Genomic DNA, 22,677 nt, shown 5'->3' with positions numbered 1-22,677 from the left:
GGCCCGGGTTCGGCGGGAGCCGAGAGGGAGACCGGGCCGCGGGGTAGAGGCACATCGATGCCGATCACTCCCACCTCCGACAGCCTTCACGCGTCCTCGCGCCGTGCCGTCGTACGGCCCGCCGCGGTGGCGGCGTCGATCGCGCTCGCGCCGGCCCTGATGACGGCCCTGATGTTCGCCCTGGTGGCGCTCCTGGTGGCGGACGCGGGTGCGGCCGGCGCCTCCGCCCGGTCCCGCCCGCCCGCCGGTCACCTCGCGGGGACCGGTGACGGCAATGGAAACGACTCGGCCGTACGCGTGGGCAACGGCTCCGGCAACCGGAACATGGTGACGATCGGCAGCAGCCGCATCAGCGGCGTCCAGTACCTGTTCTCCGCGGGGATCGGCGGCGTGAGCAGCGTGCAGGGCGGCCTGTGCCGGCCGCACGGCCGCCACTGCGTGCTGACGCAGAAGGTGCACGCGTCCGCCACCCTGTCGTCGGGCGCCGCGCGTGCCGGTCGTCACGATCGTTCCCGGCAGGGTGAACGCCGTGCGTGACCGGCCGGCCGTGCGGGTTCTCGTCCCCGTGGCCCTGGTGATCGTGACGGTCCTGACGATCGCGGCGGCCTGGTCCGTCGCGCCGCCCGCCGCGGACGCGGCGGCGCTCCGGGCCGACGGCGGCGACCGCAACGGCAACCGCGCCCTGGTCCGGGTGGGCAACGGCATCGACAACACCAGCCACGTGGTGGTGGGCAGCGCGAAGAACAGCGGCATCCAGCAGCAGACGATCGGCGTCGGCGGCGTCGCCAACTCCCAGAGCACGGCCTGCCGGCGATGGTTCCGCCGCTGTGAGGCGGCCCAGAGAATATGGGCGTCGAATCAGCAGCATTCCGGGGACATTTCTCCCCGGAGGCGGCATGACGCCAAAAGGACCGCCATGCGGTCGATGCGGCGGTAATCATTTCCCGGCGGCGGTGACGCGCGCGGCCCCACGGGGTAGATGCCCGGTGTATTCCACCCGGATGCGGACACCGAGAGGGCGTAGAAGACAATGGCTCGTCACACGGCGCGAAACGCGCTCATCGGCCCGGCGGCACGCCTGCTGGCGCTGGGCGCGCTGGCGGTCGCGACCGCGGGCGTCGCGCTCTCGCCGGGCAGCGCCGCCGTGGCGCCGGGCCGGGGCTGGGGCGGCGGCGGGGGTGACGCCAACGCCTCGCGCACGCGCTGGGTGATCAACAACGGCCTGAACAACCGCGCCTACCTGGTGGCCGGCAGCCAGCGGAACGCCTTCGGCGTCCAGCAGGTCGTCGCGGGCGTGGACGCGGCGGTCAACACACAGGCCGCCAACTGCCGGCACCGACCCGGCTGCGGCATCCCGCAGCGCATCCACGGCAGCAACACGAGTTTCCCCACCACCCGGGGAAACGTGAATGTGGGAGGGCACTGAGCGGGCCTTGCCCGCCTCGGTTTCCGGCCCGTTCCCGCCGCGAATATCAGCCGCCTGTTCGCGGTGGGCAAGAATATGACAAGAGGCGCGCCGGGAAATCCGCCCGACCACCGCCGAGAATACGCTGTGCGCGACCCGGATCGGGATGGCGTGTACAGGACGGTGGCGAATGGCTCTTTCATACCGCGGAGCGCGCGGCGGGCGCCGGCGCGTCCCGCTCCTCGCGGGGCTGCTCTCCGGGGCGGCCATCACGCAGGCCCTCCTCGCCGTCCCCGCGGCGGCGGCCGGCCGGGCGGCGGAGGACCCTCCGGGGGGACGAGGCCCGTCCTCGATCGGGAACGGCACCCGCGACCGGAACGTCGTGTTCCTGGACAGCCCCTCCCACCTTCGTGGTCACCAGCACACCAGAGCCAGCACCGCCGGTGGCGCGAGCAACGTGGAGGACGGCTTCTGCCGCCGGGTCGCGAACTGCTCCATCAGGCAGAGCCTCACGGTCGTCATCGGCGCCGACGCCTCCTGAACGCGGGCCTCCGACCACACCGCGGTGGTCACCGCCACGTCACGTCGTCGACTCCCGCCGGTCCTTCACGGCGCGTACGGCCTCCTCCGGGGAGTCGTAGAACGCGAGCAGCTGGTCCAGGCCCATGATGTGGAAGACCCGGGCGATGTCCTGCTCCAGGCCGGCCAGGAGCAGGGCGCCACCGGCGTCGTGCGCGCGCTGGTGGGCGGCCACCAGCGTGGCGATGCCCGTCGAGTCGCAGAAGGTCAGGCTGGACAGGTCGATGACCAGGTCGGCGCCGGGGCCGAAGGGCACCTCCTCCAGGGCCGCGCGCAGCCGGGGAGTGGTGTGGTGGTCCAGGTCGCCGGCCACGACCAGCACGCGTGGTTCCGCGCTGCCCGGTTGAAGGGTGACGGTCAAGCCGTGATCATGCTGCACCTTGGCTCCCGGAGAACGATGATCGGGTGGCGGGCGGGACGGACAGGGCGAGGACCGCGGCGTCGTCGGACACTCCCTCACCCAGGTCGGTGATCAGGTCGTGCACCGTGTCCAGCAGTGCGTCGGCGCTCGTCGGCCCGGCCGCGGCGAGGTAGGCGGTCAGGCCGTCCTCGTCGAGCATGGAGCCGGTCTCGGTGCGGGCCTCGGTGAGGCCGTCAGTGTAGAGGAGCAACGCGTCCCCGGCGTTCAGACGCGCGCTGACCTGGGCGAAGTGCGGGTTGCGCAGGATGCCGATCAGTTGCCCGCCGGCCGGGTGGATGGGTTCGACCAACCCGTCGGCCCGCACCGCGAGCGCCGGGGGATGACCCCCGGTGGCGAGCGTGACGCCGAACCCGTCGCCGTCGGGTTGCAGGACCCCGAAGACCGCGGTGCAGTACGGCGCCGGCATGTCACCGCCCGCGTGCTCCTGCTGCAGCACCGCGTCGAGATTGGCCAGCACGGCGTGCGGATCGGCGTCGTACACCGCCGCGGCGCGCAGGGTGTAACGGACCAGCGAGGTGAGGGAGGCCGCGCCGGCGCCCTTGCCGCAGACGTCGCCGAGGAAGAACCCCCACCGGTCTCCGTCGAGGGGGAACAGGTCGTAGAAGTCACCACCGACCTCGTCGGCGGACACGGGGTGGTAGGCGGCGGCCGCGCGCAGGCCCGGCACCCGGGGCAGCGCGGGCGGCAGCAGGGTCCGCTGCAAGGTGCGGGCCAGCCGTTCCGCGCCCGCGCGTAGCTGCCGTTCGATCTCCACCGTGCGCTGCGTGACCAGCCGCACCTGAAGCTCGTCCATCACGAGGCCGGCCAGGTCCCGCAGGCAGGCGAGCTCCTCCTCGCCGGCCTCGCGCGGGCGGGTGTCCATGACGTTGACGCTGCCCAGCGGCTCACCGTCGGGCGTCACGATCGGCGCCGCAGCGTGGAACCTGATCCCCGGCTCGCCGCGCACCGCCGGATCGCCGGCAGCCCCCGGGTGCAGCCGGGCGTCGGAGACGGCGTGCGGGCCGTCGTGCCGTACGGCCGCGGCGCACAGTGACACCACGACCGGGGACTCCATGAACGGGGACCCTGCGATCGGGGACCGGAAGATCGCGCGGCGCGCGGACGGGCCGTGCGCGGCGATCACCCGGACGCGGTCGTCCCCGACGATCGTCACCGTGGCGAAGGGCGCGTGGAAGATCCTCGCGGCCAGGGCGGCCACCCGGTCGAACGCGCCGCCTGACGCGGTCTCCAGGGCCGCGTAGCGGCGCACGGCCTCCTGCCGGCGCGCCTCCTCGTCGGAGTCCGCCGCCGTGGGCCTGCCGGGCGCTTCCTCGACCGTGCTGACCTCGGGCTCCTTCCTCGGCACCGGGGCGCGTACTTAGGGGGCCCGCGTCACCCGTGAAACGTTTGCCCTATCCTACGGAACCATTGAACTGTTCCTTCCCTGACCTGCCGGACTCGCCCAACAGGGCGGCACGACACCCGGGCCGGCCCGCGGCGGCCCGGCCGTCGAGGGAGAAGACGCGTGGGCGACGAGCAAGCGACGGAACCGATGTCCGCCGAGGACGGTCAGCCGGTGGAGCTCCTGTTCCCCGGCGGCAGCGAGATGGCGCGGCGGATGCGCGCCTATCCGTGGTCCGGGACATCCATGGGAGACCCGGGCACCTGGCCGGCGAGCCTCCGCACCGCCTGCCGGATCTGCCTCACCTCCCGTTTTCCCATGATCGTGTGGTGGGGCGAGGAGCTGCGGTTCCTTTACAACGACGCCTACCTGCCGCTGCTCGGGTCCAAGCATCCCGCCCTGGCCAAGCCGGGCGACGAGGTCTGGACGGAGATCTGGCACACGATCGGCCCGATGCTGCGCTCGGTGATGAGCTCCGGCGAGGCGACCTGGTCGGAGGACCTGCTGCTGCCGATGAACCGGCACGGCTACTGGGAGGAGACGTACTGGACGTACTCCTACAGCCCGCTGCACGACGACGACGGCGTCGTACGGGGAGTCTTCACCGCGGTCAGCGACACCACGGAGCGGTTCATCGGGGAGCGGCGCCTGGCGGTGCTGCAGGACCTCGGGTCCCAGGCCGGGCAGGCCCGCAGCGTCGCCGAGGCGTGCCGGCTCGTCGCCGAGACGCTGGAGCGGTCGGGCGCCGACGTGCCCTTCTCGGCGATCTACCTGCGCCGCCCCGGCACGGACGACCTGACGCCGGCCGCGACGAGCCCGCGCGACGCGAGCGTCTCCCCGCTCCCTGGCGGCCCCGGCGACTGGCCGGTCGACCAGGTGCTGCGCACCGGGGAGCCCGTCGTGGTGACCGACGTGGCGGAGCGGTTCGGGGCGTTGCCCTCGGGCGGCTGGCAGACCCCTCCCACGCAGGCCGTGGTGCTGCCGCTGGCCGGTGAGACCGGCGGCGGGATGGTCGGGGTGATGGTGCTCGCCGCCGGTGCGGGCCGGGCCCTCGACGAGGCGTACGAGTCCTTCCTCGGCCTGGTGGCGCGGCAGACCGCCGCCCTCGTCAACGCGGCCGTGGCCTACCAGCTCCAGCAGCGCCGCGCCGAGGAGCTGGCCGAGCTCGACCGGGCCAAGACGGCCTTCTTCTCCAACATCAGCCACGAGTTCCGCACCCCGCTGACCCTGATCATGGGACCGGTGGAGGAGCTGCGCACCGCGCTGGCCGGAAACGGCGAGCGGGTGGGCGAGGACCGGCTGCGCGCGGAGCTCGACGTCGTCCACCGCAACGGCCTGCGCCTGGGCAAGCTCGTCAACACCCTCCTGGACTTCTCCCGCATCGAGGCCGGCCGCATGCGGGCCCGCTACGAACCGGTGGACCTCGCCGCCGTCACCACCGACCTCGCCGGGGTCTTCCGCTCGGCCGTCGAGAAGGCCGGGCTCGCCTTCGAGGTGGACTGCCCTCCCCTGGACGAACCGGTGTACGTCGACCGGGGCATGTGGGAGAAGGTCGTGCTCAACCTGCTGAGCAACGCCCTGAAGTTCACCTTCGACGGCTCCGTCCGGGTCGCGCTGCGCGCGGAGGACGGCAACGCGGTCGTCACCGTCGCCGACACCGGCATCGGGATCTCCCGGCACGAGCTGCCCCGGCTGTTCGAGCGCTTCCACCGGGTCGACAGCGCGCGGTCGCGGTCGAACGAGGGCAGCGGCATCGGGCTGGCGCTGGTCAAGGAGCTGGTGGGCCTCCACGGCGGCACGATCACCGCCGAGAGCGCGGAGGGCGCGGGCACCGCGTTCACCATCCGCCTGCCCTTCGGCTCGGCGCATCTGCCCTCCGACGGCCTGGTCCCGGTGCGGCCCACGGACACTGAGCTGACGACCGCCGCCGCTCCGTACGTGGAGGAGGCCCTGCGCTGGCTCCCCGAGGGGCCGGAGTCGCGGGAGGACGAGGCCGGGACCTCCGGGTCCGCTTCGCCGTCCGCGGGCGGGCCGCGGCCACGGATCCTGGTCGCCGACGACAACGCCGACATGCGGGACTATCTGCGGCGCCTGCTGCGGCCCGCGTACGAGGTCGACGTCGTCACCGACGGCCAGGCCGCGCTGGAGGCCGTCCGCGCCGACGCTCCCGACCTCGTCGTCAGTGACGTGATGATGCCCCGCCTGGACGGCCTGCGGCTGGTGGCGGCGCTGCGGGCCGACCCCCGCACCGCCGCGGTCCCGGTCCTGCTGCTGTCGGCCCGCGCGGGACAGGAGGCCGGCATCGAGGGGCTGGACGCGGGCGCGGACGACTACCTCGTCAAGCCGTTCTCCGCCGACGAACTGCTGGCCCGGGTGCGGGCCACCGTGGATCGGGCGCGGCTGCGCGCCCACCACCTCCGGTGGCACGCCGCCATGATCGAGTCGTTGCAGGAGGCGTTCTTCGTCGCCGACGAGAACGGCGCCGTCATCGAGGTCAACTCGGCGTTCGCCGACATCGTCGGGTACGGCCCCGAGGGGCTCCCCTATCTCCCGCGTCATCCCTGGCTGCCGGCCGAGGCCGACGACCCGGTGACGTACCGGAGGCTCGCCGAGGCGTACGAGCGAGTGACGAGCCACGGCAGCGGAGGCTGCGTGGTGCCGCTCCGCCACAGCGACGGGCACCAGATCTGGGTGGCGGCCACCTTCGTCGCGGTCGCGGACCCCGGCACCGGTGAGCGCCGGATCGTCGGCACCCTGCGCGACGTCACCGCCGAGCACTATCTCGTCCAGCGGGAGACGGCCCTCGCCGCGCTCAGCGTGCGCGTCTCCGAGGCGGGCAGCGTGTCCGACGCGCTGACGGGGGCGCTGGAGGAGCTGCGCGAGGTCTGGCGGGCCCGGGACGTGACGGCGGCGCTGTGGCACGGCGAGGCGGAGCCCGCGCTGTTCCGCGCCTGCCCCGCGACCGAGACCAAGATCGGGACCGAGACCGGCTGGCTCGACCTGCCCGCGGAGTTGCGGGACAGGCTCGCCGAGCTGCGCGACTACCCGCCCCTGCGCCCGGTCGCGAGCGAGGCGGACGGCGCGGGCATCAGCCTGGAGCATCCGGCGGGCATCCTCACCCTGTGGATCGATCTCGGCCAGAACCGGCCCTTCACGGCCGAGGACCAGACGCTGCTCGCGCTGCTGACCGGTCATCTGGGCCAGGGCCTGCACCGGGTGCACCAGCTCGACCAGCAGCGTGAGGCCGCGGTCGCCCTGCAGCGGGCCATCCTCGGCCCCTCCCACCTGCCCGCCGGCTTCGCCGTACGGTACGAGCCGGCCACCCGTCCGCTGGAGGTGGGCGGCGACTGGTACGACATCGTGCCGCTGCCGGACGAGCGCATCGGCATCGTGGTGGGCGACTGTGTGGGGCGCGGCCTGGAGGCCGCGGCCGTCATGGGTCAGCTGCGCAGCGCCTGCCGGGCCCTGCTGCTGCAGGAGGCGGGGCCGGCGCAGGTGCTGACCGCCCTCGACAAGTTCGCCGCCCTGGTGCCCGGCGCCCGGTGCACGACCGTCTTCTGCGGCGTCCTCGACTCGACGACCGGCCGTCTCGTCTACTCCAGCGCCGGGCACCTGCCGGGCATCCTGGCCCATCCCGACGGCGGGACCGAGCTGCTGGAGGGCGGGCGCTCCACGCCGCTCGCGGTGCGGCCCGGCCATCCCCGGCCCGAGGACGTCCGCACGATGCCGGCGCGGTCGACGCTGCTGCTCTACACCGACGGCCTCGTCGAGCGCCGCCGCAGCCCGCTGACCAGGGGCATCGACCAGGCGAGCGCCGCCGTGCAGGACGGCCGCTCGGCCCCCATCGAGGACCTCGCGACGCAGGTCATGCGCCGGATGGCGCCGGACACCGGTTACAGCGACGACGTCGCGCTGTTGCTGTATCGCCAGCCCGCGCCACTCGAGGTGGCCTTCCCCGCCGAGTCGAGCCAGCTCGCCCCGGTCCGTACGGCCCTGCGCGACTGGCTGAACCGGTGCGAGCTGAACCCCACGATGATCCAGAACATCCTGGTCGCGGCGGGCGAGGCCTGCGCGAACGCGATCGAGCACGGCCACCGTGACGCCCCCGGGCACACCGTGCGGCTGCGGGCGGTCGCCACCGCGGGCGATCTCTACCTGACCGTGGCCGACAGCGGCAACTGGAAACCCCCCAGACCGGAGGCCAACACACACCGCGGCCGCGGAGTCGCCCTGATGCGCGCCCTGATGCAGCGCGTCACCATCCGTCCCGGTGCCGCCGGCACCACCGTCGACATGCACGCGAGGATCCCCCGATGACGACTCCCCTGACCATGGTTCCGTCCCGCCGCCCCGACGGCACCCCGGTCCTCACCGTCAGCGGCGAGATCGACATGAGCAACGCGGGCGAGCTCGACGCCGCGCTGTCCGGTGCCTCCGTCGACGGCCACGCCCTGCTGGTCGACCTCAGCGAGGTCGAGTACCTCGACAGCGCCGGGCTGACCGTGCTGTTCGCGCACGCCCCACGCATCGAGCTCGTCGCCAACGACCTGCTCGCCCCGGTGCTCACCATCTCCGGCCTCGTGCAGGTCACCACCGTCCACGGAATGGAGTCCTAGACGGCGGGCGGGGGCCAGGCGTCGCCCCAGACGACGTCGCGCGCCTCGCGGTAGACCTCCCCCTGCCGCTTCGAGACGGGGTGGTCGGCGAGACCGTCACCGGTCGTGCACAGGCGCAGCGTCACCAGCCCCTTGCGCTTCAGCGGGTGGCGTACGACGCGGCTCTCGGCGCGCGGCCACGGCCGGGCCGACGCCGCCACATAGGAGAACTTCTCGTCCTCGAAGCTCAGCGTGCCGTCCTTGACCCGGCGGTGCAGGGCGCTGCGGTTGAGGCGGACCGCGAAATGGCACCAGTCCTGACCCTCCCGGATCGGGCACTCGCCGTCGTGCGGGCAGGGCGCGACGATGTGCAGGCCCGCCCCGGCCAGCAGCCGCCGGGCCGCGGCGATCCCGGCGTATCCGGCGGGCGTGCCGGGCTCGATGATCACCAGCATGCCCGCGTGCCGCGCCGACTCCAGCGCCAGGGACCGCACCACGTCGTCCCGGACCGCGGGCGACAGCTCCCCGAGCACGTACGACATGGTGACCAGGTCGGCCGCGGGCGCGGCCGTTCCCCGGTCGAGCACCGTCTGCCGCCAGCGGGCCTCCCGTACGGCCGCCGCGGGAGAGCGGGCGGCCAGCCGCCGGCCGAAGGCGATGGCGGAGGCGGACTGTTCGAGCACGGTGACGTCCGTCAGCCCGGGCCAGACCGCGTTCGCGGCCCACACCGCGCTGCCCGTCCCGCCCCCCACGTCGGCGTGCGTCCGCGGCGCGAAGCCGGGCGCGAGCAGGGCGACCTGGCGCAGCGCCGCGGCCACCGCGCTGCAGGTCGCCGGCATGCGGTAGCCGGCGTACGCGGCGACGGCGGCCTCGGAGCCCAGCGCGGGGACGCTCCGGTCGAAACCCTCCCGGTACTGCCGGATGAGCGCCGATACGTTTCGCGTCAGTTCGGGCACGGGAAAGCGGCCGAGCGACTCTTCCAGCGCGTCGTCGAGGGCATCGGGAAGGGCGGACACGCCGTTCATGATGCCCCGCCCCCGGTCACGCTGTCGAAACGACGCCTCACGCGAGCCGTACGGTGACCGTGTGGGAGGCGCCGGCCCGATCCGCCGGCCGGCCGAAGACGAGCGTGAGCCGGGCCCCCGTCCGGGCGCTGTCCAGGAGCGGATGCGGGTCCACGAGCCCGGCCACCGGGTGGTCCCACGTCACCGTCAGCCCGTCGAGCTCGCGCCGGGGATCGGCCACCGTCACCGTCGCCGTGCCGTCGCCCAGGTCCCGTACGAGGACCGCGCACGGATCGGAGGCGGCCAGGCCGCCCGCCCGTCCCCCCGCCCAGAAGGCGACCGCGGTGATCCCGAGTGACGGCACCGCGATCCCCTGCTGCGCGGAGGTGTTGGCGAGCACGCGGGCCCAGCCGGGGTCGGCGGCACGGGCCCGCGTCGCGGCCGGGCCCGCCCCCGGCATGAGGTGGTAGACGTAGCCGGCCGCGTCCGGGTCCACGCCGTGGTCCAGCCAGATCGTGGCGTACGACCGGCCGGCCCCACCCGCCGTACGGGTTTCGCGCAGCGTCCGCAGAGGCTGCCCCGGAGGCAGGACATAGCCGCCGTGGCCGTCCAGATGCGCCCACCCCGCCGTGACGTCCACTGTGAGGGCGTCCACGGTGAGGGCGGCGCCGGTCCTGCGGTTGTCCACCACGGTCTCGACCGGCACGCCGTCCCGGCAAGTGATCCCGGCGCCGAGGCAGACGACCGCGTCGTCGAGGAAGAACCACGACTTGAAGGCCTCAAGGGTGCTTTTCAGGCCGTACAGGTGCTGGCCCACGGCCGCGTACGCGCCGTCGGTGACGCCGCCCACCCATTCGGCAGGCGGGCGGGTGTCGCCCCACGCGCCGCCCGCCCCGTCGGGCAGGCTCAGCGTGGAGACGGTGGTGCCCGGCAGCCGGTAGGGGTCCACGGTGGGCCAGAAGGAGTCGGAGTACTGGTCGCCGTGCTCCCGTCCCCACCAGTAGAGCATTCCGGCGCCCGTGTGCCAGCCGCGCGGGTTCTCCCCGTTGCCGTGCTCGTAGTGCGCCACCCGTGAGGAGGCCATGCTGAGCGCCGCGCACCAGCCGGGCCGGCGGTGTACGGCGCGGGCGCTCGCGGGGAACAGGCGGTGCCCGAGGGGCTCGGGCGCCGCCGGTGTCGTCTCGTCGCGCAGCACGGCCGCGAGCCGCGCGTGGAACGCCGGATCGCCTCCCTCGGCGGCCCGGAGCATGGGCTTCGCGGTGTCGCGCGCCGCCCAGCCCTTGACCATGCCCCGCCAGCGGGCCCGGTCGGCGGCCGGGGCCGTCTCCGCCAGCAGCAGGATCGCGGCGGCGATCTCCCTGCCGCGTGCATGGTCGCCGTACGGCCGCCTGGCGACGCCGCGTCCCCGTACGAGGTCCATGAACGCGCCGTCGTGGACGAACGGCGCGAACGACCTGTCGACCGCGTCGAGGACGTTGCGGAAGGCCGGGTCGGTGATCTCCCACGGCGTGCCGCGCAGCACCGCGGACAGCGTCGCGAGGCCGGTCAGCGCCACCACGCCATACCCTCCCTGGTAGGGGACCGAGCCGTGCTGGATGAACGAGCCGTCGCGGTAGAACCCGTCGCCCTCGGTGACGTACCGGAAGACCGGCGAGAGCGCGGAGACGGCGAGCGCGGCCCGGCCGGGGTCCGCTCCGGCGATCGCCCGCAGCAGCGTGACCGTGCACAGGTCCACCCGGTTGGCCCCGGTGCTGTTGCCCGCGTAGTCGTCGAGGCGGCCCGGGGGGACGAAGTTGTCCACAGCCTCGCACAGCGCACCGGTCTGACCGCCCGTCAGGTGTGGATTGGCCAGCAAAGCCGCGTCGAGGAGTGCCCTCGGCGCTCCGATCTGCCAGTCCCACCAGTTGCCGGTCTGGCCGGCGTCCGCGGCGTACACGTGCCGCACGTAGTGCTCGATCCCGGTGGCCACGGCCGAGCCGAGGCCCGGCTCGGCCGTCAGCCCGGTGCCCGGCAGCGCGTACGCGCGGGCCATGGCGCGCAGCCGCGCCGGGGTGGCGCCGAGGGACGGGAAGGGCAGGTCCGGCCAGAGCGACCGGCCGGTGGGGGTCATGGCGTCGCGGTGCAGGCGGGCCTCCGCACCCAGCCGCGCCAGCCGGTCCCGGTACGGCTCCCGCGCCGGATCGAACAGGCCCGCGCCGAGCGTGACCTCCCGCCAGCGGCGGCCCAGCACGGCCACATCCTCGGCCCCGGGCCCGGTGTGGGGGTCACAGGCCGTCAGGAGGACGGCGAGGCCGCTGAACTGGAGAAATAATCGCCGGGAAGGTCCCTTCACGCGTAGATTATCCGCGCGATCCGCCGCTTTCATCGATCTTCGGCAGACATCTATGGGAGCGCTCCCAAATGACGTACCTTTCTTCTGCCTTGTCACCGGGAAAGGGAGCGTGTTGTGAGACGAGTGTTATCCGCGGCCGGTCTGGCCCTGCTGCTGCCGCTGACGGCGACCTCGGTCGCCTCCGCCACAGGCGGGCACGGGCCGGGGACCTGCGCGAAGAAGGCCGCGCTGTTCTGCGAGGACTTCCAGTCGCTGCCCGTCGGCGGCGCGGCCAGCCTCAAGTGGGGCGTCGACACCAAGCACGGCACGCTCACCGTCGAACCCGCGGCGGGCGGCCAGAAGGTGCTGCACGTCCACACCGAGGGCAACGGCCGGGCCTTCCTCAGGGTGGACGACTTCGCCCCTCCCGGCAACGGCTTCTACGGCCGCGTCCGGCTGCGCGTGAAGGCGTTCCCCACCGCGCCCGACTGGGCGCACTACACGCTCGTCGAGGCCACCGGCGCGGGCCCGGAGATCGTCCGGCCGCTCGGCGGGCAGTACGTCCCCACGCTGGGCAAGGACCTGTGGGGCGTCGGCGCGGACGGCGGCCCCACCGGCGACTGGACCGACTGGCGCGAGTCCGCGCCCTCCCGGGCCGGCGTCTGGCAGTGCGTCGAGTGGCGGATGGACCCCGCCGACAACCGGATCTCGGTGTGGTTCGACGGCGTCCCCCAGCCCGATCTGACCGTCTCCACCCGCGCCCACGGCGGCAACGACGCCGACTTCGTCTTCCCCAGGTTCGACACGGTGAAGCTCGGCTGGCAGCTCTACCAGCCGAACCCCGCTCCCTCGGCGTACGACCTCTGGATGGACGACATCACGCTGAGCACCGGCCGCGTCGGCTGCGCCTGATCCCGGACGCCCGACCCGTCACGCCGCCTCGGTCCGGCTCCCGCACAGCAGGCGCAGGGAGCCGGCCGCCAGGCCGGTGACCAGCACGACGTGTACGGCGAGGTGGACGGCCATGAAGTAGGCCGTGAACGCCACCCCGCGCTGCCGGCGTACGAACCCGACCAGCACCGGATCGGCGGCCGCGAACCCGGCGACGAACGCCGCGGGCAGCACGGACGCGAGCGGGTGGAACAGCCCGAGCGGCACGCTCAGCAGCACCAGCACGAGGCACGCCAGGGCGAGCGCGCAGGAGAGGATGCCGGCCGGGCTGTTGGCGTGCTCGGGCTTGGCCGCGCCGCGCCGGGCGGTGGCCAGGGCGAGCGGGATCAACGGCAGGGCCCGCCGCCACTGCTCGGTGAGGATCGGCAGCAGGCGGCTGCCGTCGTCGTGGCGACCCACGACCGTGTCGGTCAGCACGATGCGGCTGCGCACGGCGAGCCTGCTGCTGTACTCGACGTCCTCGCAGTCGCGCAGCCGCTCGTCGAACCGGCCGGCGGCGAGCAGCACGTCGCGGCGGATCGCGGCGAGGGCGAAGACGACGCTGTTGACCTCCCCGAGGTGGCGGCGCCGCCAGTGGACCGCGTGCAGGATGCGGTACCACTCGACCGGGCCGTCGTCGATCAGGGGCTCGACGTCGTAGACGCCGTGCACGCAGCCGACCTCCGGGTCGCGCTCCAGGATCTCCATCGCGCCCGCCACGGCGTCGGGCCGCAGCGCCACGTCGGCGTCGAGGAAGAAGATCACGTCGCCGGTGGTGGCGTCGATCCCGGCGTTGCGGGCGGCCGAGACGCCCCGGTTCTCCGGCAGGCGCACGACCCGGCAGCCCAGCTCCTCGGCGATCTCCGCCGAGCCGTCGGTGGAGGCGTCGTCCACCACGACGACCTCGCCGGGCCGCCGCGTCTGCGCGAGCACCGACTCCAGGCACAGCCGCAGGGTCTTGGCGGCGTTGTAGCAGGGCACCACCAGGGAGATCACCGGCGGCCCGCCTTCCCCGCCGATCCGGCGTACACGGCCAGCGTCTCGTCGGCGGCGCGGCGCCAGCTCAGCGTCTCGCGCACCAGCCGCTCCCCCCGCTCGGCGAGCGCGCGGCGCAGGTCCGGGTCGCTCATGACCTCGACGACCCCCTCGGCGATGTCACCCGGCTCGTCCGCCCGTACGAACCGCACGGCGGGCTCGGCGGGGTCGCCGAGGAAGATCCGGGAGAAGCCGTCGCCCAGGATCACCGGGCGGGACAGCGCCATCGCCTCGGTCGCCACCAGCCCGAACGGCTCGAACAGCGAGGGGAAGACGCAGGCGTCGGCCATCGCGTAGTGCTCCAGCAGGGCCTGGCCGTCCACGAAGCCGCCCGAGGTCAGCACCCGGTCGCCGAGCCCCGACCCGGCGGCGATGCGCCGCACGCCGTCCTCGTCCCCCTCGCCCACGATCACCAGGCGCAGGCCGGGCACGGCCGCGGCGATCGCGGGCATCGCCTCCAGCAGTTCGTAGACGCCCTTCTGCCGTTCGATCCGGCCGACGAACAGCAGCACCGGATCCTCCGCGCCGATGCCGAGCCGGGCGCGCAGATCCGCCGCCCCCAGCCGCAGCTTCTCCCGGTCGAAGCCGGGGTCGGCCACCACCCGTTCGTACGTGCCGCCCAGCCGGACGACGTCGATCGGCGTCCGGTCCCACCCCGCCGCGAGCAGTTGCTCACGCACCTCGGGGGTGGCCACCACGACCCGGCGGGAGATCCGCGCCAGCCACCGCTCCAGCGCGGCGAACAGGCCGAGCGGGTCGGTGATGCTGCGCTGCCGCGCCACGCCGTACTCGGTCGTGTGGACGTGGAAGACCACCGGGAGCCGCAGCACGTAGTGACTCAGCAGGCCGCACAGGAAGTTCGTCGAGTCGTGGACGGCGACGACGTCCGGCCGCCGGGCGGGAGGCAGCCGCCGCAGCAGCAGGAAGTAACGCCAGTTGCTCACCACGACGGTCAGCGCGAGCAGGAGGAACTCCGCGCCCCGCGTGCGGTTGAGCCGCCGCCCGCGGGCGACCGCGCCGAGCACCCACCCGAGCACGCGCCCGCGCGGCCGGTACGCCGTGACGCCGCCGGCCCGCTCCCACACCGGCAGCCCGCCGTCGTTCAGGGTGAGGACGGCGAGGTCGTGGCCGCTCGACAGGTGCGGCGCGATCATCTCGGCGTACCGGCCGAGCCCCGCCGTGATGTTGGGCGGGAACTGGTTGATGACGAAGGCGATCCTCATCGCCGTGCCTCCCGTACGCCGGTCACGGCCGCGGGAGGCTCGCCGGGCCGGTACAACCGGGCGCAGGCGGCCACCACGACGGCCACGAGGATGAGATTGGTCAGGGCGAAGGCGACCAGCCCGCCGGTCAGTCCCTGCCAGGCGATGAGCGCCGCCTGACCGCCGAGCGCGAGCGGCGTGCCGGCCAGCAGGCAGCCGATGAGCACCCGGGCCCCCCGCACCCCGTCCATCGTCAGGGCGACCTGGTAGAGGTTGAAGACCGTGTGCGCGCCGATCCCCAGCGCCGACAGGGCCATCAGCCCGAGCGAGTACGGATACTCCCCGCCCATCAGCAGGAAGAAGACCGTGCTCGCCGCGAACGAGAACACGGCCGTCGCGGCGAAGACGGCCGGGCCGAGCCGGGCGATGCGCCGCATCACCGCGGGCTTGTCCAGGGTCGCCAGCGTGGGCAGCAGCACCAGGCCGACACCGTCGGTGAACACCACGCCCAGCAGCCGCTTGGGGAACCCGTTGTAGACGGAGTAGACGCCGACGTCGGCGGGAGGCGCCCAGTGGTTCAGGAAGATCACGTCGACCCCGAACGCCACGGCGGTGAGCGCGCCGATTGCGGTGACGTACGCGCCGTGCCGGTACGTCGAGCGGGCCAGCGCCCGCGACCAGAGCCTCGGCCTGACCTCGAACCCGGCGAAGGAGAGCGCGGCGAACACGAGGTTCGTGCCGATCAGCGCGACGAGGTACGGCTCCGCGTCGCGCACGTCGAGGGCGAGCAGGCAGAACGCGGCGGTGCCCAGATAGGCGACCGCGACGGCGAGCTTGAGCCACGCGACGAGGCTGAACCGCTTCAGCCCCCGCAGGAAGCTCTCGGTGAGCTGGTTGAGCGTCATCGACAACGCCAGCGCGAGCGCGAAGGCCAGCGTGCGGACGTCCACGCCGAGCGCGGCGGTCAGCGGCCCGGCGGCCAGCAGCCCGGCGGCGAACACCGCCGCGCCCAGCACGAGCGTCGACAGCAGCGCCGTGGTCACCAGGGCAGGCCGCGCGCCGGGCTCGGCCCGCGGCAGCTCCTGGAACATGACGAGGTTGAGGCTCATCAGCATGCCGACCGTGACGATCAGCGCGATCGACAGGACGACGGTGAAGTGGCCGAACGCCGCGGCTCCGGCGCCCCGGGCGATGACGAGCGTGGTCGCCGCGGCCGTGCCGCTGGCGACGGTGCTGACCAGCGTGGGCCCGGCCGCCCAGCGGTGGGCGGCCAGCAGCGCGGCCGCCCGCTCCGTCAGCGCGCCCACCGCAGGTACGCCCTCCGGGCGAACTCGAGGTCGTCGGCCGTGTTCACGCCGCGCGCCTCGCCGGGATCGGCGACCGGCACCACGGTCAGCGGCCAGCCCCGCTCGCGCGACAGGTGCGGCAGGAACGGCAGGAAGTTGACCTCTCCGGTGCGTGCCCCCACCGCGGCCCCCACCGCTGCCTCTGCCAGGTAGCGCGTCCACTCCTCGTGCAGCCCGGCGACGTCGAGGCAGAAGACGCCCACGTCGCCGAGCCCGCCGGGACGGCACTCGTCGCCCTCCCTGGTCTGCCGCACCCGCGTCAGCACGCCCCGGTCGTCCAGTTCGTACTCCACGTACGGGTCCGGCATCGGCACGAGCGGCAGCGTGAGGCCCTTCTCGTGGGTCTCGGCCACCTCGTGGATGGTCGAGGGCGACAGGTTCGCCTGGTCGCCCCAGACCACCAGGATCACGTCGTGGCCGCTCCAGTGCGGGGCCGCGCCGAAGATCGCCCCGCCCATGCCGGTGGGCGACTCCTGCACGCTCACCGAGACCGATCCCGCCGCGATCTCCGCCGCCGCGAGCGCGCGGAACGGCCCCTCCCCCTCGGGAGACATCACGACGTGGACGTGCTCCACGTGCGGCCGGAGCCGCTGGTGGAGCACGTGCCACACGGTGACGCCGTCGGCGACCTCCACCATGATCTTCGGGATGCCGAGCCCCAGGCGGGTGCCCCGCCCGGCGGCCGGGATCACCGCGCAGATCCGCTCAGCCCGCACCGCTCACCTCCACGTCCTTCTCCGCGTCCGTCTCCACGGCCGGCTCCGCGTCCTTCTCCAGCAGGGTGGCGATCTCCTCCAGGTCGCGGGCCGCGACCGCCCCCGGGGCCGGCTCGGCGACGTGCGCGTGGATGGTCGCCAGGCCCGCGCCGACCGCCGACGCGACGCCGTGCGCGGAGTCCTCCAGCACCACCACCGCGCCGGGGTCGAGACCCCAGTGCTCGCAGGCGTACGCGTAGCAGGCCGGGTCGGGCTTGCTCACCGGGAGGTCGTCGCCGGTGAGCACGTCGATGAAGTACGCGTCGAGGGACCGCTCCGCGAGCGTCCGCTCGACCGAGGCGCGGCTGCCGCCGGTGACCACGTACGCCGCCCGGCCGGCGGTGGTCAGGCGGGCGAGCAGCCGCCGCGCGCCGGGGAACACGGCCACCGTTCCAAGGTTCTCGCGGTACAGCCGCTGCTTGAGCCGGGCCAGCCGGGCCGCCTCCTCGGTGTCGCCCAGCAGCCGCACCGCCACCTCACGGGTGCTCGCGCCGGTGTGGTCCGCGTACCGGAAGGAGGCGAGCAGGCCGGGCGCGACCTCGGCGATGGCCTGTCGGAAGGCCGCCTCGTGGGCCGGGCAGGAGTCGACGAGGGTGCCGTCGAGATCGAAGAGCCAGACGCGGCGGGCACAGGCCTCCGCCAGGAGATCGGTCACCGGGCCCCCGCCAGCGCCGCCTCGTGTCTGATGGCGAGCAGCGCCTCGGCCGTACGCCTCCCGTGATGCGCGCCGGGGTGGCCCGGGTCCTCCAGGTCGGCGGTGAGCCAGCGGGCCCCCGCCCACTCGCCCCGCCCGAGCACCCCGTGCGGCACCGTCGGAACGCCCGGCGTGGCTTCGGCTCCCGCGGCCGCGTCCGGTCCCTGATGGCTGAGGACGTGGGTCACCAGGCGCCGCCGGTTGCCGGGGTCGCCGAGGTAGGCCAGCGTGCGGTCCACGAGGTCCGGCGCGCTCAGCCCCCGGCTGTCGTGGTCGTCGCGGGTGTTGACGACGAAGACCTTCGCCGCCGCCCGGCTCCGCGCCACAGCGTCCGCCACGCCCGGCGTCAGATAACTGGGCAGCAGTGAGGAGTGCGGCGTTCCGGGGCCGTACACGATGAGGTCGGCGTTCCTGATCGCCTCCAGCGCCCGCGGGTTCGGCGTGACCTCGGCGCGGTCCTCGAGCAGGTCATCCCTCGCCCACTCGGGGGGCGACGCCTCCAGTTCGGCCCGCCGCCGACCGCCGACCGGCTCGCGCAGCAGGAACAGATCGGTGATCGTCGCCTGCGGCCGCCGCTGGTCGCGCGGCGCGACGATGTCGGCCTCGTCGGCCAGCAGCGTGCCGTCCCGCCTCAGCGCGACGAGGAACGCGTTCTCCCCGTTGGTCACGTTGAGCAGCCGTACGGGCGAGCCGAACGCCCGGGCGCAGGCGTCGACGGCGGCGTTGAAGTCCCGGCCCAGCCGCAGGTACGCCCCGGCGAACACGAGGTTGCCGAGCGCGCAGTCGGCGAGGTCGAACCCCTGGGGAGCGGCGGCGAGCCGCCGGGCGAAGGCGCGCAGGTGCGCCGCGACGAGCGCGGACGCCTCCTCCGGCAGCGCGGCGAACCGGCCGCGCCGCGCGGCGACGGCCTCGATGACCTCGGTCAGCCCGGCGGGCGTGGCCCCGGCCGGCAGGCGGTGTTCGAGCACCGTCGCCAGCGCGGCCTGCGCCGGGTCGGCGGGATCGAGGTGGAGCAGCAGGTTCTTGCGGAAGTCCGACGGCCCGAGCATCCCGGGCAGGTAGCGCCGCAGCGCGCCGGTGGAGTGGCCGTTGTCGTAGCCGTTGACCACCAGCGACAGATCGACGCCGGGAGTGACCAGCATGCCCCTCGCGATGCTGGCCGCTCCGCGTCCGCCGTTGAACATGGTGACCGCGACGCTCATCGGGCCTCCTCGGCGACCGGCGCGGGCGTGACGGCGCCGGGGGTGGGAGGCCGCAGGACCCCCCGGCGCAGCAGCCAGTGACGGAAACCGAGATAGACGACGAACAGGGCGCGGTCGCGCGCACCGCGCCAGAACCGCCAGCCACGCCGGCCCCCGCCGCGCTCGCGGTGCTCGATGGGCACCTCCACCCACTCGTGGCCGATCTCGGCGACCCGGGCGGTGATCTCGGTCGAGCAGTTCATGCCGCCCGACTCCAGGGGCAGGGCCCGGAACAGCGGGCCGTACACCACCTTGAAGATCGAGTTGAAGTCGCGGTAGCGGGTGCCGTGCAGCAGGTTGCTGACCGCGCCGCTGGCCGCCGACCCCCAGCGGTACGCCGCGCCGTCGGCCTTCCTGATCCGGGCGCCGGAGAACGCCATGGCCTCCCCGGCCCGGATGCGCGGGACGACCCGATCGAGGTTGGCGATCGGGAACTGGCCGTCGGAGTCGAGCAGCACGACCCAGTCGAGCCGGGTGTGGGCGATGGCGGTGGCGATGGCCGCGCCCGCGCCCTGGTTGCGATGATGCGTGACGACGACGAGACGCGGGCACCGGGCCCGCAGACCGGCGAGGATCTCACCGGTCGCGTCACCGCTGCCGTCGTCGCAGACGACGATCTCCCAGTCGCCTACGGCCGGGTTGTTCTCCAGATACTCCTGCCACTCGCTGACCGTCGCCGCGATGGTCTCCGCCTCGTTGTACGCGGGCGCGGCCACGGAGATGTCGACAGCACTGTCCATCCGGCCGTCCAGGGAGCCGCCCGGGGAACCGTCCTCGGGACGCGTCACGGGATGCGTGTACGGCAAAGTCACCTCCTCGGGAGGTATCGGGTTGCGGGGAAACGAGGGAGAGGATCAGCGGTCGTCCGCGCCGAGCAGACGGCCGATCCAGCGGTCCAGGGGAAGCAGATTGATCCCGACGATGATCGGGACGTGCACGAGGGCGAACACGATCGTCGCGCCGAACGAGATCGGTCCCCCGGTGAACAGGTTGATGTGCGGCGCGTCGATGGTCTCGGGGATCTCGACGGGGTTGGCGACGAACCACATGATGTCGAGGAAGCCGGAGAAGACGATGAGGACGCCGGTCGCCATGATCTTCAGGCAGCGGCCCGGCGTGCCCCCGCCGATCCGGTACGCGGCGGCGACCGTGAGCACGATGCCCGGATAGAGCAGCAGATAGAGATGCGTGTAGAAGCTGTCGCCCTGGGCCCGCGCGCCGTCGCCGTAGTAGAACCAGCTGATCCTCGGGATCAGGTAGCCCGTGAAGAGAACGAACGGGACGTAGAGCAGCCAGTTCAGCCGGGGCGACACCCAGGGGAAGACCGCGATCGCCACGCACAGGCAGGCGAACGCGAGGAGCTTGGCCACCATCTGCCAGGGCGACTGGATCTCCCTGGTGTGCGGCGTGGCCAGCCACACGAAACCGGTGCCGGCGGCGCCGACGACCAGGGCCATCCACCACACGTGGGGCGCCCACGGGCGGGAACCGGCACGGACGACGTCCGCCGGAAAATTTCCGTCGAGACGGGGCCGGGACGGAGGACTTTCGCCGAATGCCGTCATGAGGACGCGGCACCTTCCTTCCAACGTGCCACTGGGGCAGGCGTGCCGTATGGGCGCTGCGAAGAATGCAGCCGCGAGCGCGGGAGCGCTCCCACGCATTATGTCATTCTCATCCGGAAATGCGTCCGCAATAGTGAGTATTGGGCGACAGAGCCGGATATTTTCGGGCGTCTTCCCAGGTCAGACGGGGTCGGGGTGACGAATTCGTACCCGCGAGTAGTTGAATGTTGCGCCACCGTTCGCCATTCCCTCGCGTTACGGACATTGTCAACCGTGTTTGCGGACGCATGTCAATTTTGGACCGGTCCTTATCCCGAGGAGCGGCCGTCCACCCGGACGCAATGCCGCGGCACGCGCCGACGGCGCCGTGCTCTGTCCTGTCCTGTCCCGCCCGGCGCCGTCCTCAACCCGGGTGCCCCCGGTCAACCTTTCTCGGGCACCCACCCGGGCCGCACCCGGACGATCGACACTTACCACTCGCCGGGATGGGCGCCGGGCGTGGATGGTCGCGCGTGAATGGCGCGGAGCGGAAAGCTCCTCCTTGAGCCATTCCATCAGCCCTGCCCTGCGGGACCGGCCGCGCCGCTGTCCGGCCAGGATGCGGCGCGCCACACCGTACGGCTTCGGTCCCGGCGCTGACACGAGAATTCCTCGCGCTCAAGAGGCGGCATTTTCCTGGTCGTTTCACCGGCAACCGCGCTCTTGATCACACGCAGATGACCCGCAGCTCATCACGCGACAAAAGTCGGCAAGCGGACATAATCCGGGAAACCCGCACTCCTCCGGCCGCTACGAGAGCGTGCGGCAGGGGTTCGGATCCCGGGTGAAGGCCTTTGGTCAGTGGTTGACGGGGATTCGGGGGGCTTGGGGGTCGGCGGTGGCCCTCCGATGGCGCGGCGCGTCCCCGCCGCCTCGGCCGTCCTGCTCGCCCGCTGCCTGGTCACGTCCCGGCTGCTCGGGCGCCGCCTGACGCGACGGCCGACCCTCGGCCTTCATGATCTCCTCTTCGAGGTCGCCCGGCGTGGGCGCCTCCAGCAGACGGGCCACGATCCGCGTCGCCGCCCGGGGGACGGCCCAGAAGCTGCCGGTGCGCTCGCCGTACCAGACCATCCAGCCGGGCGTCTTCGCCGCCAGGGCCCGCGCCGCGCTCCTGCCCGCGGTGCTCTCGCTCGTCATACCGATCCTCCCGCTCGCCGTGTCTCCGGGGAGCGCCCCTCTACCCCGTTACGGGCGGGCCAAGCACGGCCATGTGAGCACGGCGTGTGAGACGTGGCGCCGGGAGCCCGGCTCCCGACGGTCAGTAATGCCCACGCCAAGAGCACGCCCAGAAAGTAATACTGGTTAAGGGGGATATTAGGGATGGCCCGCTTATCTGGCTAGCTGGTATGTTTGAATGACTCAAGTCCCCGGTAGAGCGGGCGGCGGCGAGGCATCGGCCCGCCGACCCCAAGCTGTGCCGCGCCACTGGCTCGGACGACCGGCTCACGTCACGGAAACCCTTACGGAACAGGGGTTTTGCATGATCCCCGTAGCGCGGGAGACCCCCCGGAGCAACCAGGATAAGTCCCCTGTTCTTTACTTATTTGCCCCTATATGGCGCACAACTGGGGTTGCCGGACGGACTCCCATGCCATCGACTGCCGGACATTACTGGGACCTGACACTCCTCCGGGTAGCGTCGTTCAAGACAGTACGCCCGAAAAATATGGATGAAGGCGCGTATATGACAACGCAGCAGCTTGAGATCAGTGTGAGCGATCACCAGCCGGCCCTCGTGGTCGTGCTGCGGGGTGAACTCGACATCGCCACCGGAGACAGCCTCCGGAACGCGATCAGGAAGCTCGTCCACCAGGGTCGCGCGAAGATCGTGGTGGACGCGTCGAACCTGCGGTTCTGCGACTCCTGCGGCCTGGAAGCGCTGCTGGACGCCCGGGACGACATCGAGAAGGCCGCCGGTTGCCTGCGGCTCACCGGAGTTCACGGCATCTTGAAGATCGTCCTTGAGGCGACCAGGCTGCGCGACACGTTCTCGATCGACGGCACGCCCGTCGAGGCCGTCGCCGCCATGGTGGTGACGGACTCGCACGACGTGTCCATGGTCTGATCACCGGAGTCTGACCTCTGATCATCCGGCCCCCGCCCTCACGCCGAGGGCGGGGGCTCTCGTACAGAACCCCTCCTGCCGCAGCGCACCGGCGGTCGTTTGCACCGGT

At 73.0% G+C, this 22,677-nt stretch carries 21 protein-coding genes; 8 read left to right on the top strand and 13 right to left on the bottom strand.

The features are described from left to right. Positions 1–57 precede the first annotated feature (57 nt). From FED44_RS05080 to FED44_RS05065, 4 genes are all read left to right on the top strand, one after another. Positions 58–537 (top strand): hypothetical protein, encoded by a 480-nt coding sequence (locus FED44_RS05080; RefSeq protein ID WP_138459866.1) that lies wholly within the window; start codon positions 58–60, stop codon positions 535–537. Continuing rightward, a complete protein-coding gene (locus FED44_RS05075) occupies positions 530–937 on the top strand; it encodes a hypothetical protein (RefSeq protein WP_111701154.1) in 408 nt (135 codons plus the stop codon). Before FED44_RS05080 ends, FED44_RS05075 begins: the two co-directional genes overlap by 8 nt. Positions 938–1,030: 93 nt before the next feature. After that, positions 1,031–1,426 (top strand): hypothetical protein, encoded by a 396-nt coding sequence (locus FED44_RS05070; RefSeq protein WP_138459865.1) that lies wholly within the window; start codon positions 1,031–1,033, stop codon positions 1,424–1,426. Between the two features lie 169 nt (positions 1,427–1,595). Continuing rightward, complete coding sequence (locus tag FED44_RS05065) at positions 1,596–1,946, top strand: hypothetical protein (RefSeq protein ID WP_111697667.1); 351 nt, start codon at positions 1,596–1,598, stop codon at positions 1,944–1,946. 39 nt (positions 1,947–1,985) lie between these two features. On the opposite strand, the gene FED44_RS05060 is transcribed toward FED44_RS05065, so the two are convergent. Together FED44_RS05060 and FED44_RS05055 are read right to left on the bottom strand one after the other, a co-directional pair. Then, positions 1,986–2,345, bottom strand: a complete 360-nt coding sequence (locus FED44_RS05060; protein WP_244301710.1) for an STAS domain-containing protein — start codon at positions 2,343–2,345, stop codon at positions 1,986–1,988. A 7-nt stretch (positions 2,346–2,352) separates the two neighbouring features. Next, complete coding sequence (locus FED44_RS05055; RefSeq protein ID WP_138459864.1) at positions 2,353–3,750, bottom strand: PP2C family protein-serine/threonine phosphatase; 1,398 nt, start codon at positions 3,748–3,750, stop codon at positions 2,353–2,355. A gap of 159 nt (positions 3,751–3,909) precedes the next feature. On the opposite strand from FED44_RS05055, the gene FED44_RS05050 reads away from it, so the two are divergent. Continuing rightward, the gene (locus tag FED44_RS05050) at positions 3,910–8,103 is read left to right on the top strand and encodes a SpoIIE family protein phosphatase (RefSeq protein WP_244301709.1); all 4,194 of its coding nucleotides are present in this window, start codon (positions 3,910–3,912) and stop codon (positions 8,101–8,103) included. Continuing rightward, on the top strand, positions 8,100–8,402 hold the full coding sequence (locus FED44_RS05045) for an STAS domain-containing protein (RefSeq protein ID WP_111697664.1): 303 nt from the start codon (positions 8,100–8,102) through the stop codon (positions 8,400–8,402). The genes FED44_RS05050 and FED44_RS05045 overlap by 4 nt, the downstream gene beginning before the upstream one ends. Here FED44_RS05045 and FED44_RS05040 read toward each other — a convergent pair. Next, on the bottom strand, positions 8,399–9,397 hold the full coding sequence (locus tag FED44_RS05040) for a small ribosomal subunit Rsm22 family protein (RefSeq protein ID WP_208758821.1): 999 nt from the start codon (positions 9,395–9,397) through the stop codon (positions 8,399–8,401). The genes FED44_RS05045 and FED44_RS05040 overlap by 4 nt on opposite strands. A gap of 46 nt (positions 9,398–9,443) precedes the next feature. Continuing rightward, positions 9,444–11,717, bottom strand: a complete 2,274-nt coding sequence (locus FED44_RS05035) for a polysaccharide lyase 8 family protein (protein ID WP_208758820.1) — start codon at positions 11,715–11,717, stop codon at positions 9,444–9,446. 114 nt (positions 11,718–11,831) lie between these two features. Here FED44_RS05035 and FED44_RS05030 point away from each other — a divergent pair, with 114 nt between their 5' ends. Beyond that, positions 11,832–12,608 carry a hypothetical protein gene (locus FED44_RS05030; RefSeq protein ID WP_111697661.1) on the top strand — a complete coding sequence of 259 codons (777 nt, stop codon included), beginning with the start codon at positions 11,832–11,834 and terminating at the stop codon, positions 12,606–12,608. Positions 12,609–12,626: 18 nt separating this feature from the next. Here FED44_RS05030 and FED44_RS05025 read toward each other — a convergent pair whose 3' ends face one another. The 9 genes from FED44_RS05025 to FED44_RS04985 form a co-directional block, all read right to left on the bottom strand. Continuing rightward, a complete protein-coding gene (locus tag FED44_RS05025) occupies positions 12,627–13,622 on the bottom strand; it encodes a glycosyltransferase family 2 protein (protein ID WP_244301708.1) in 996 nt (331 codons plus the stop codon). Further along, entirely contained in the window at positions 13,619–14,884 is a 1,266-nt protein-coding gene (locus tag FED44_RS05020) for a glycosyltransferase family 4 protein (protein WP_111697660.1), read from the bottom strand. Before FED44_RS05020 ends, FED44_RS05025 begins: the two co-directional genes overlap by 4 nt. Beyond that, positions 14,881–16,170, bottom strand: coding sequence for a lipopolysaccharide biosynthesis protein (locus tag FED44_RS05015; RefSeq protein ID WP_138459861.1), 1,290 nt, complete (start codon positions 16,168–16,170; stop codon positions 14,881–14,883). The genes FED44_RS05020 and FED44_RS05015 overlap by 4 nt, the downstream gene beginning before the upstream one ends. Beyond that, positions 16,158–16,925, bottom strand: coding sequence for an NTP transferase domain-containing protein (locus FED44_RS05010; protein WP_244301707.1), 768 nt, complete (start codon positions 16,923–16,925; stop codon positions 16,158–16,160). The genes FED44_RS05015 and FED44_RS05010 overlap by 13 nt, the downstream gene beginning before the upstream one ends. Continuing rightward, entirely contained in the window at positions 16,915–17,619 is a 705-nt protein-coding gene (locus FED44_RS05005) for an HAD family hydrolase (RefSeq protein WP_244301706.1), read from the bottom strand. The genes FED44_RS05010 and FED44_RS05005 overlap by 11 nt, the downstream gene beginning before the upstream one ends. Continuing rightward, the gene (locus FED44_RS05000; protein ID WP_138459860.1) at positions 17,616–18,860 is read right to left on the bottom strand and encodes a 2-phospho-L-lactate transferase CofD family protein; all 1,245 of its coding nucleotides are present in this window, start codon (positions 18,858–18,860) and stop codon (positions 17,616–17,618) included. Before FED44_RS05000 ends, FED44_RS05005 begins: the two co-directional genes overlap by 4 nt. Beyond that, complete coding sequence (locus FED44_RS04995) at positions 18,857–19,687, bottom strand: glycosyltransferase family 2 protein (RefSeq protein WP_244301705.1); 831 nt, start codon at positions 19,685–19,687, stop codon at positions 18,857–18,859. Before FED44_RS04995 ends, FED44_RS05000 begins: the two co-directional genes overlap by 4 nt. Before the next feature lie 66 nt (positions 19,688–19,753). Next, positions 19,754–20,464: a hypothetical protein gene (locus tag FED44_RS04990; protein WP_244301704.1), complete on the bottom strand. Its 711-nt coding sequence runs from the start codon at positions 20,462–20,464 to the stop codon at positions 19,754–19,756. A gap of 837 nt (positions 20,465–21,301) precedes the next feature. Further along, entirely contained in the window at positions 21,302–21,640 is a 339-nt protein-coding gene (locus tag FED44_RS04985) for a hypothetical protein (RefSeq protein WP_111697656.1), read from the bottom strand. A 547-nt stretch (positions 21,641–22,187) separates the two neighbouring features. Between FED44_RS04985 and FED44_RS35660 the strand changes: the two genes are divergently transcribed. After that, positions 22,188–22,568 (top strand): STAS domain-containing protein, encoded by a 381-nt coding sequence (locus FED44_RS35660; RefSeq protein ID WP_167521393.1) that lies wholly within the window; start codon positions 22,188–22,190, stop codon positions 22,566–22,568. The last annotated feature ends 109 nt before the right edge of the window (positions 22,569–22,677 follow it).

The organism is Microbispora triticiradicis, from assembly GCF_005864065.1.
Classification (GTDB): domain Bacteria; phylum Actinomycetota; class Actinomycetes; order Streptosporangiales; family Streptosporangiaceae; genus Microbispora; species Microbispora triticiradicis.
The sequence above is the reverse complement of the archived record's forward strand: the minus strand, read 5'-3'. Positions and strand labels throughout refer to the sequence as shown.

Coding starts and splice junctions, on each gene's coding strand:
- FED44_RS05080 (WP_138459866.1), top strand. CDS start 58: ATGCCGATCACTCCCACCTCCGACAGCCTTCACGCGTCCTCGCGCCGT.
- FED44_RS05070 (WP_138459865.1), top strand. CDS start 1,031: ATGGCTCGTCACACGGCGCGAAACGCGCTCATCGGCCCGGCGGCACGC.
- FED44_RS05065 (WP_111697667.1), top strand. CDS start 1,596: ATGGCTCTTTCATACCGCGGAGCGCGCGGCGGGCGCCGGCGCGTCCCG.
- FED44_RS05045 (WP_111697664.1), top strand. CDS start 8,100: ATGACGACTCCCCTGACCATGGTTCCGTCCCGCCGCCCCGACGGCACC.
- FED44_RS05020 (WP_111697660.1), bottom strand. CDS start 14,884: ATGAGGATCGCCTTCGTCATCAACCAGTTCCCGCCCAACATCACGGCG.
- FED44_RS05000 (WP_138459860.1), bottom strand. CDS start 18,860: ATGAGCGTCGCGGTCACCATGTTCAACGGCGGACGCGGAGCGGCCAGC.
- FED44_RS04990 (WP_244301704.1), bottom strand. CDS start 20,464: ATGACGGCATTCGGCGAAAGTCCTCCGTCCCGGCCCCGTCTCGACGGA.
- FED44_RS04985 (WP_111697656.1), bottom strand. CDS start 21,640: ATGACGAGCGAGAGCACCGCGGGCAGGAGCGCGGCGCGGGCCCTGGCG.
- FED44_RS35660 (WP_167521393.1), top strand. CDS start 22,188: ATGACAACGCAGCAGCTTGAGATCAGTGTGAGCGATCACCAGCCGGCC.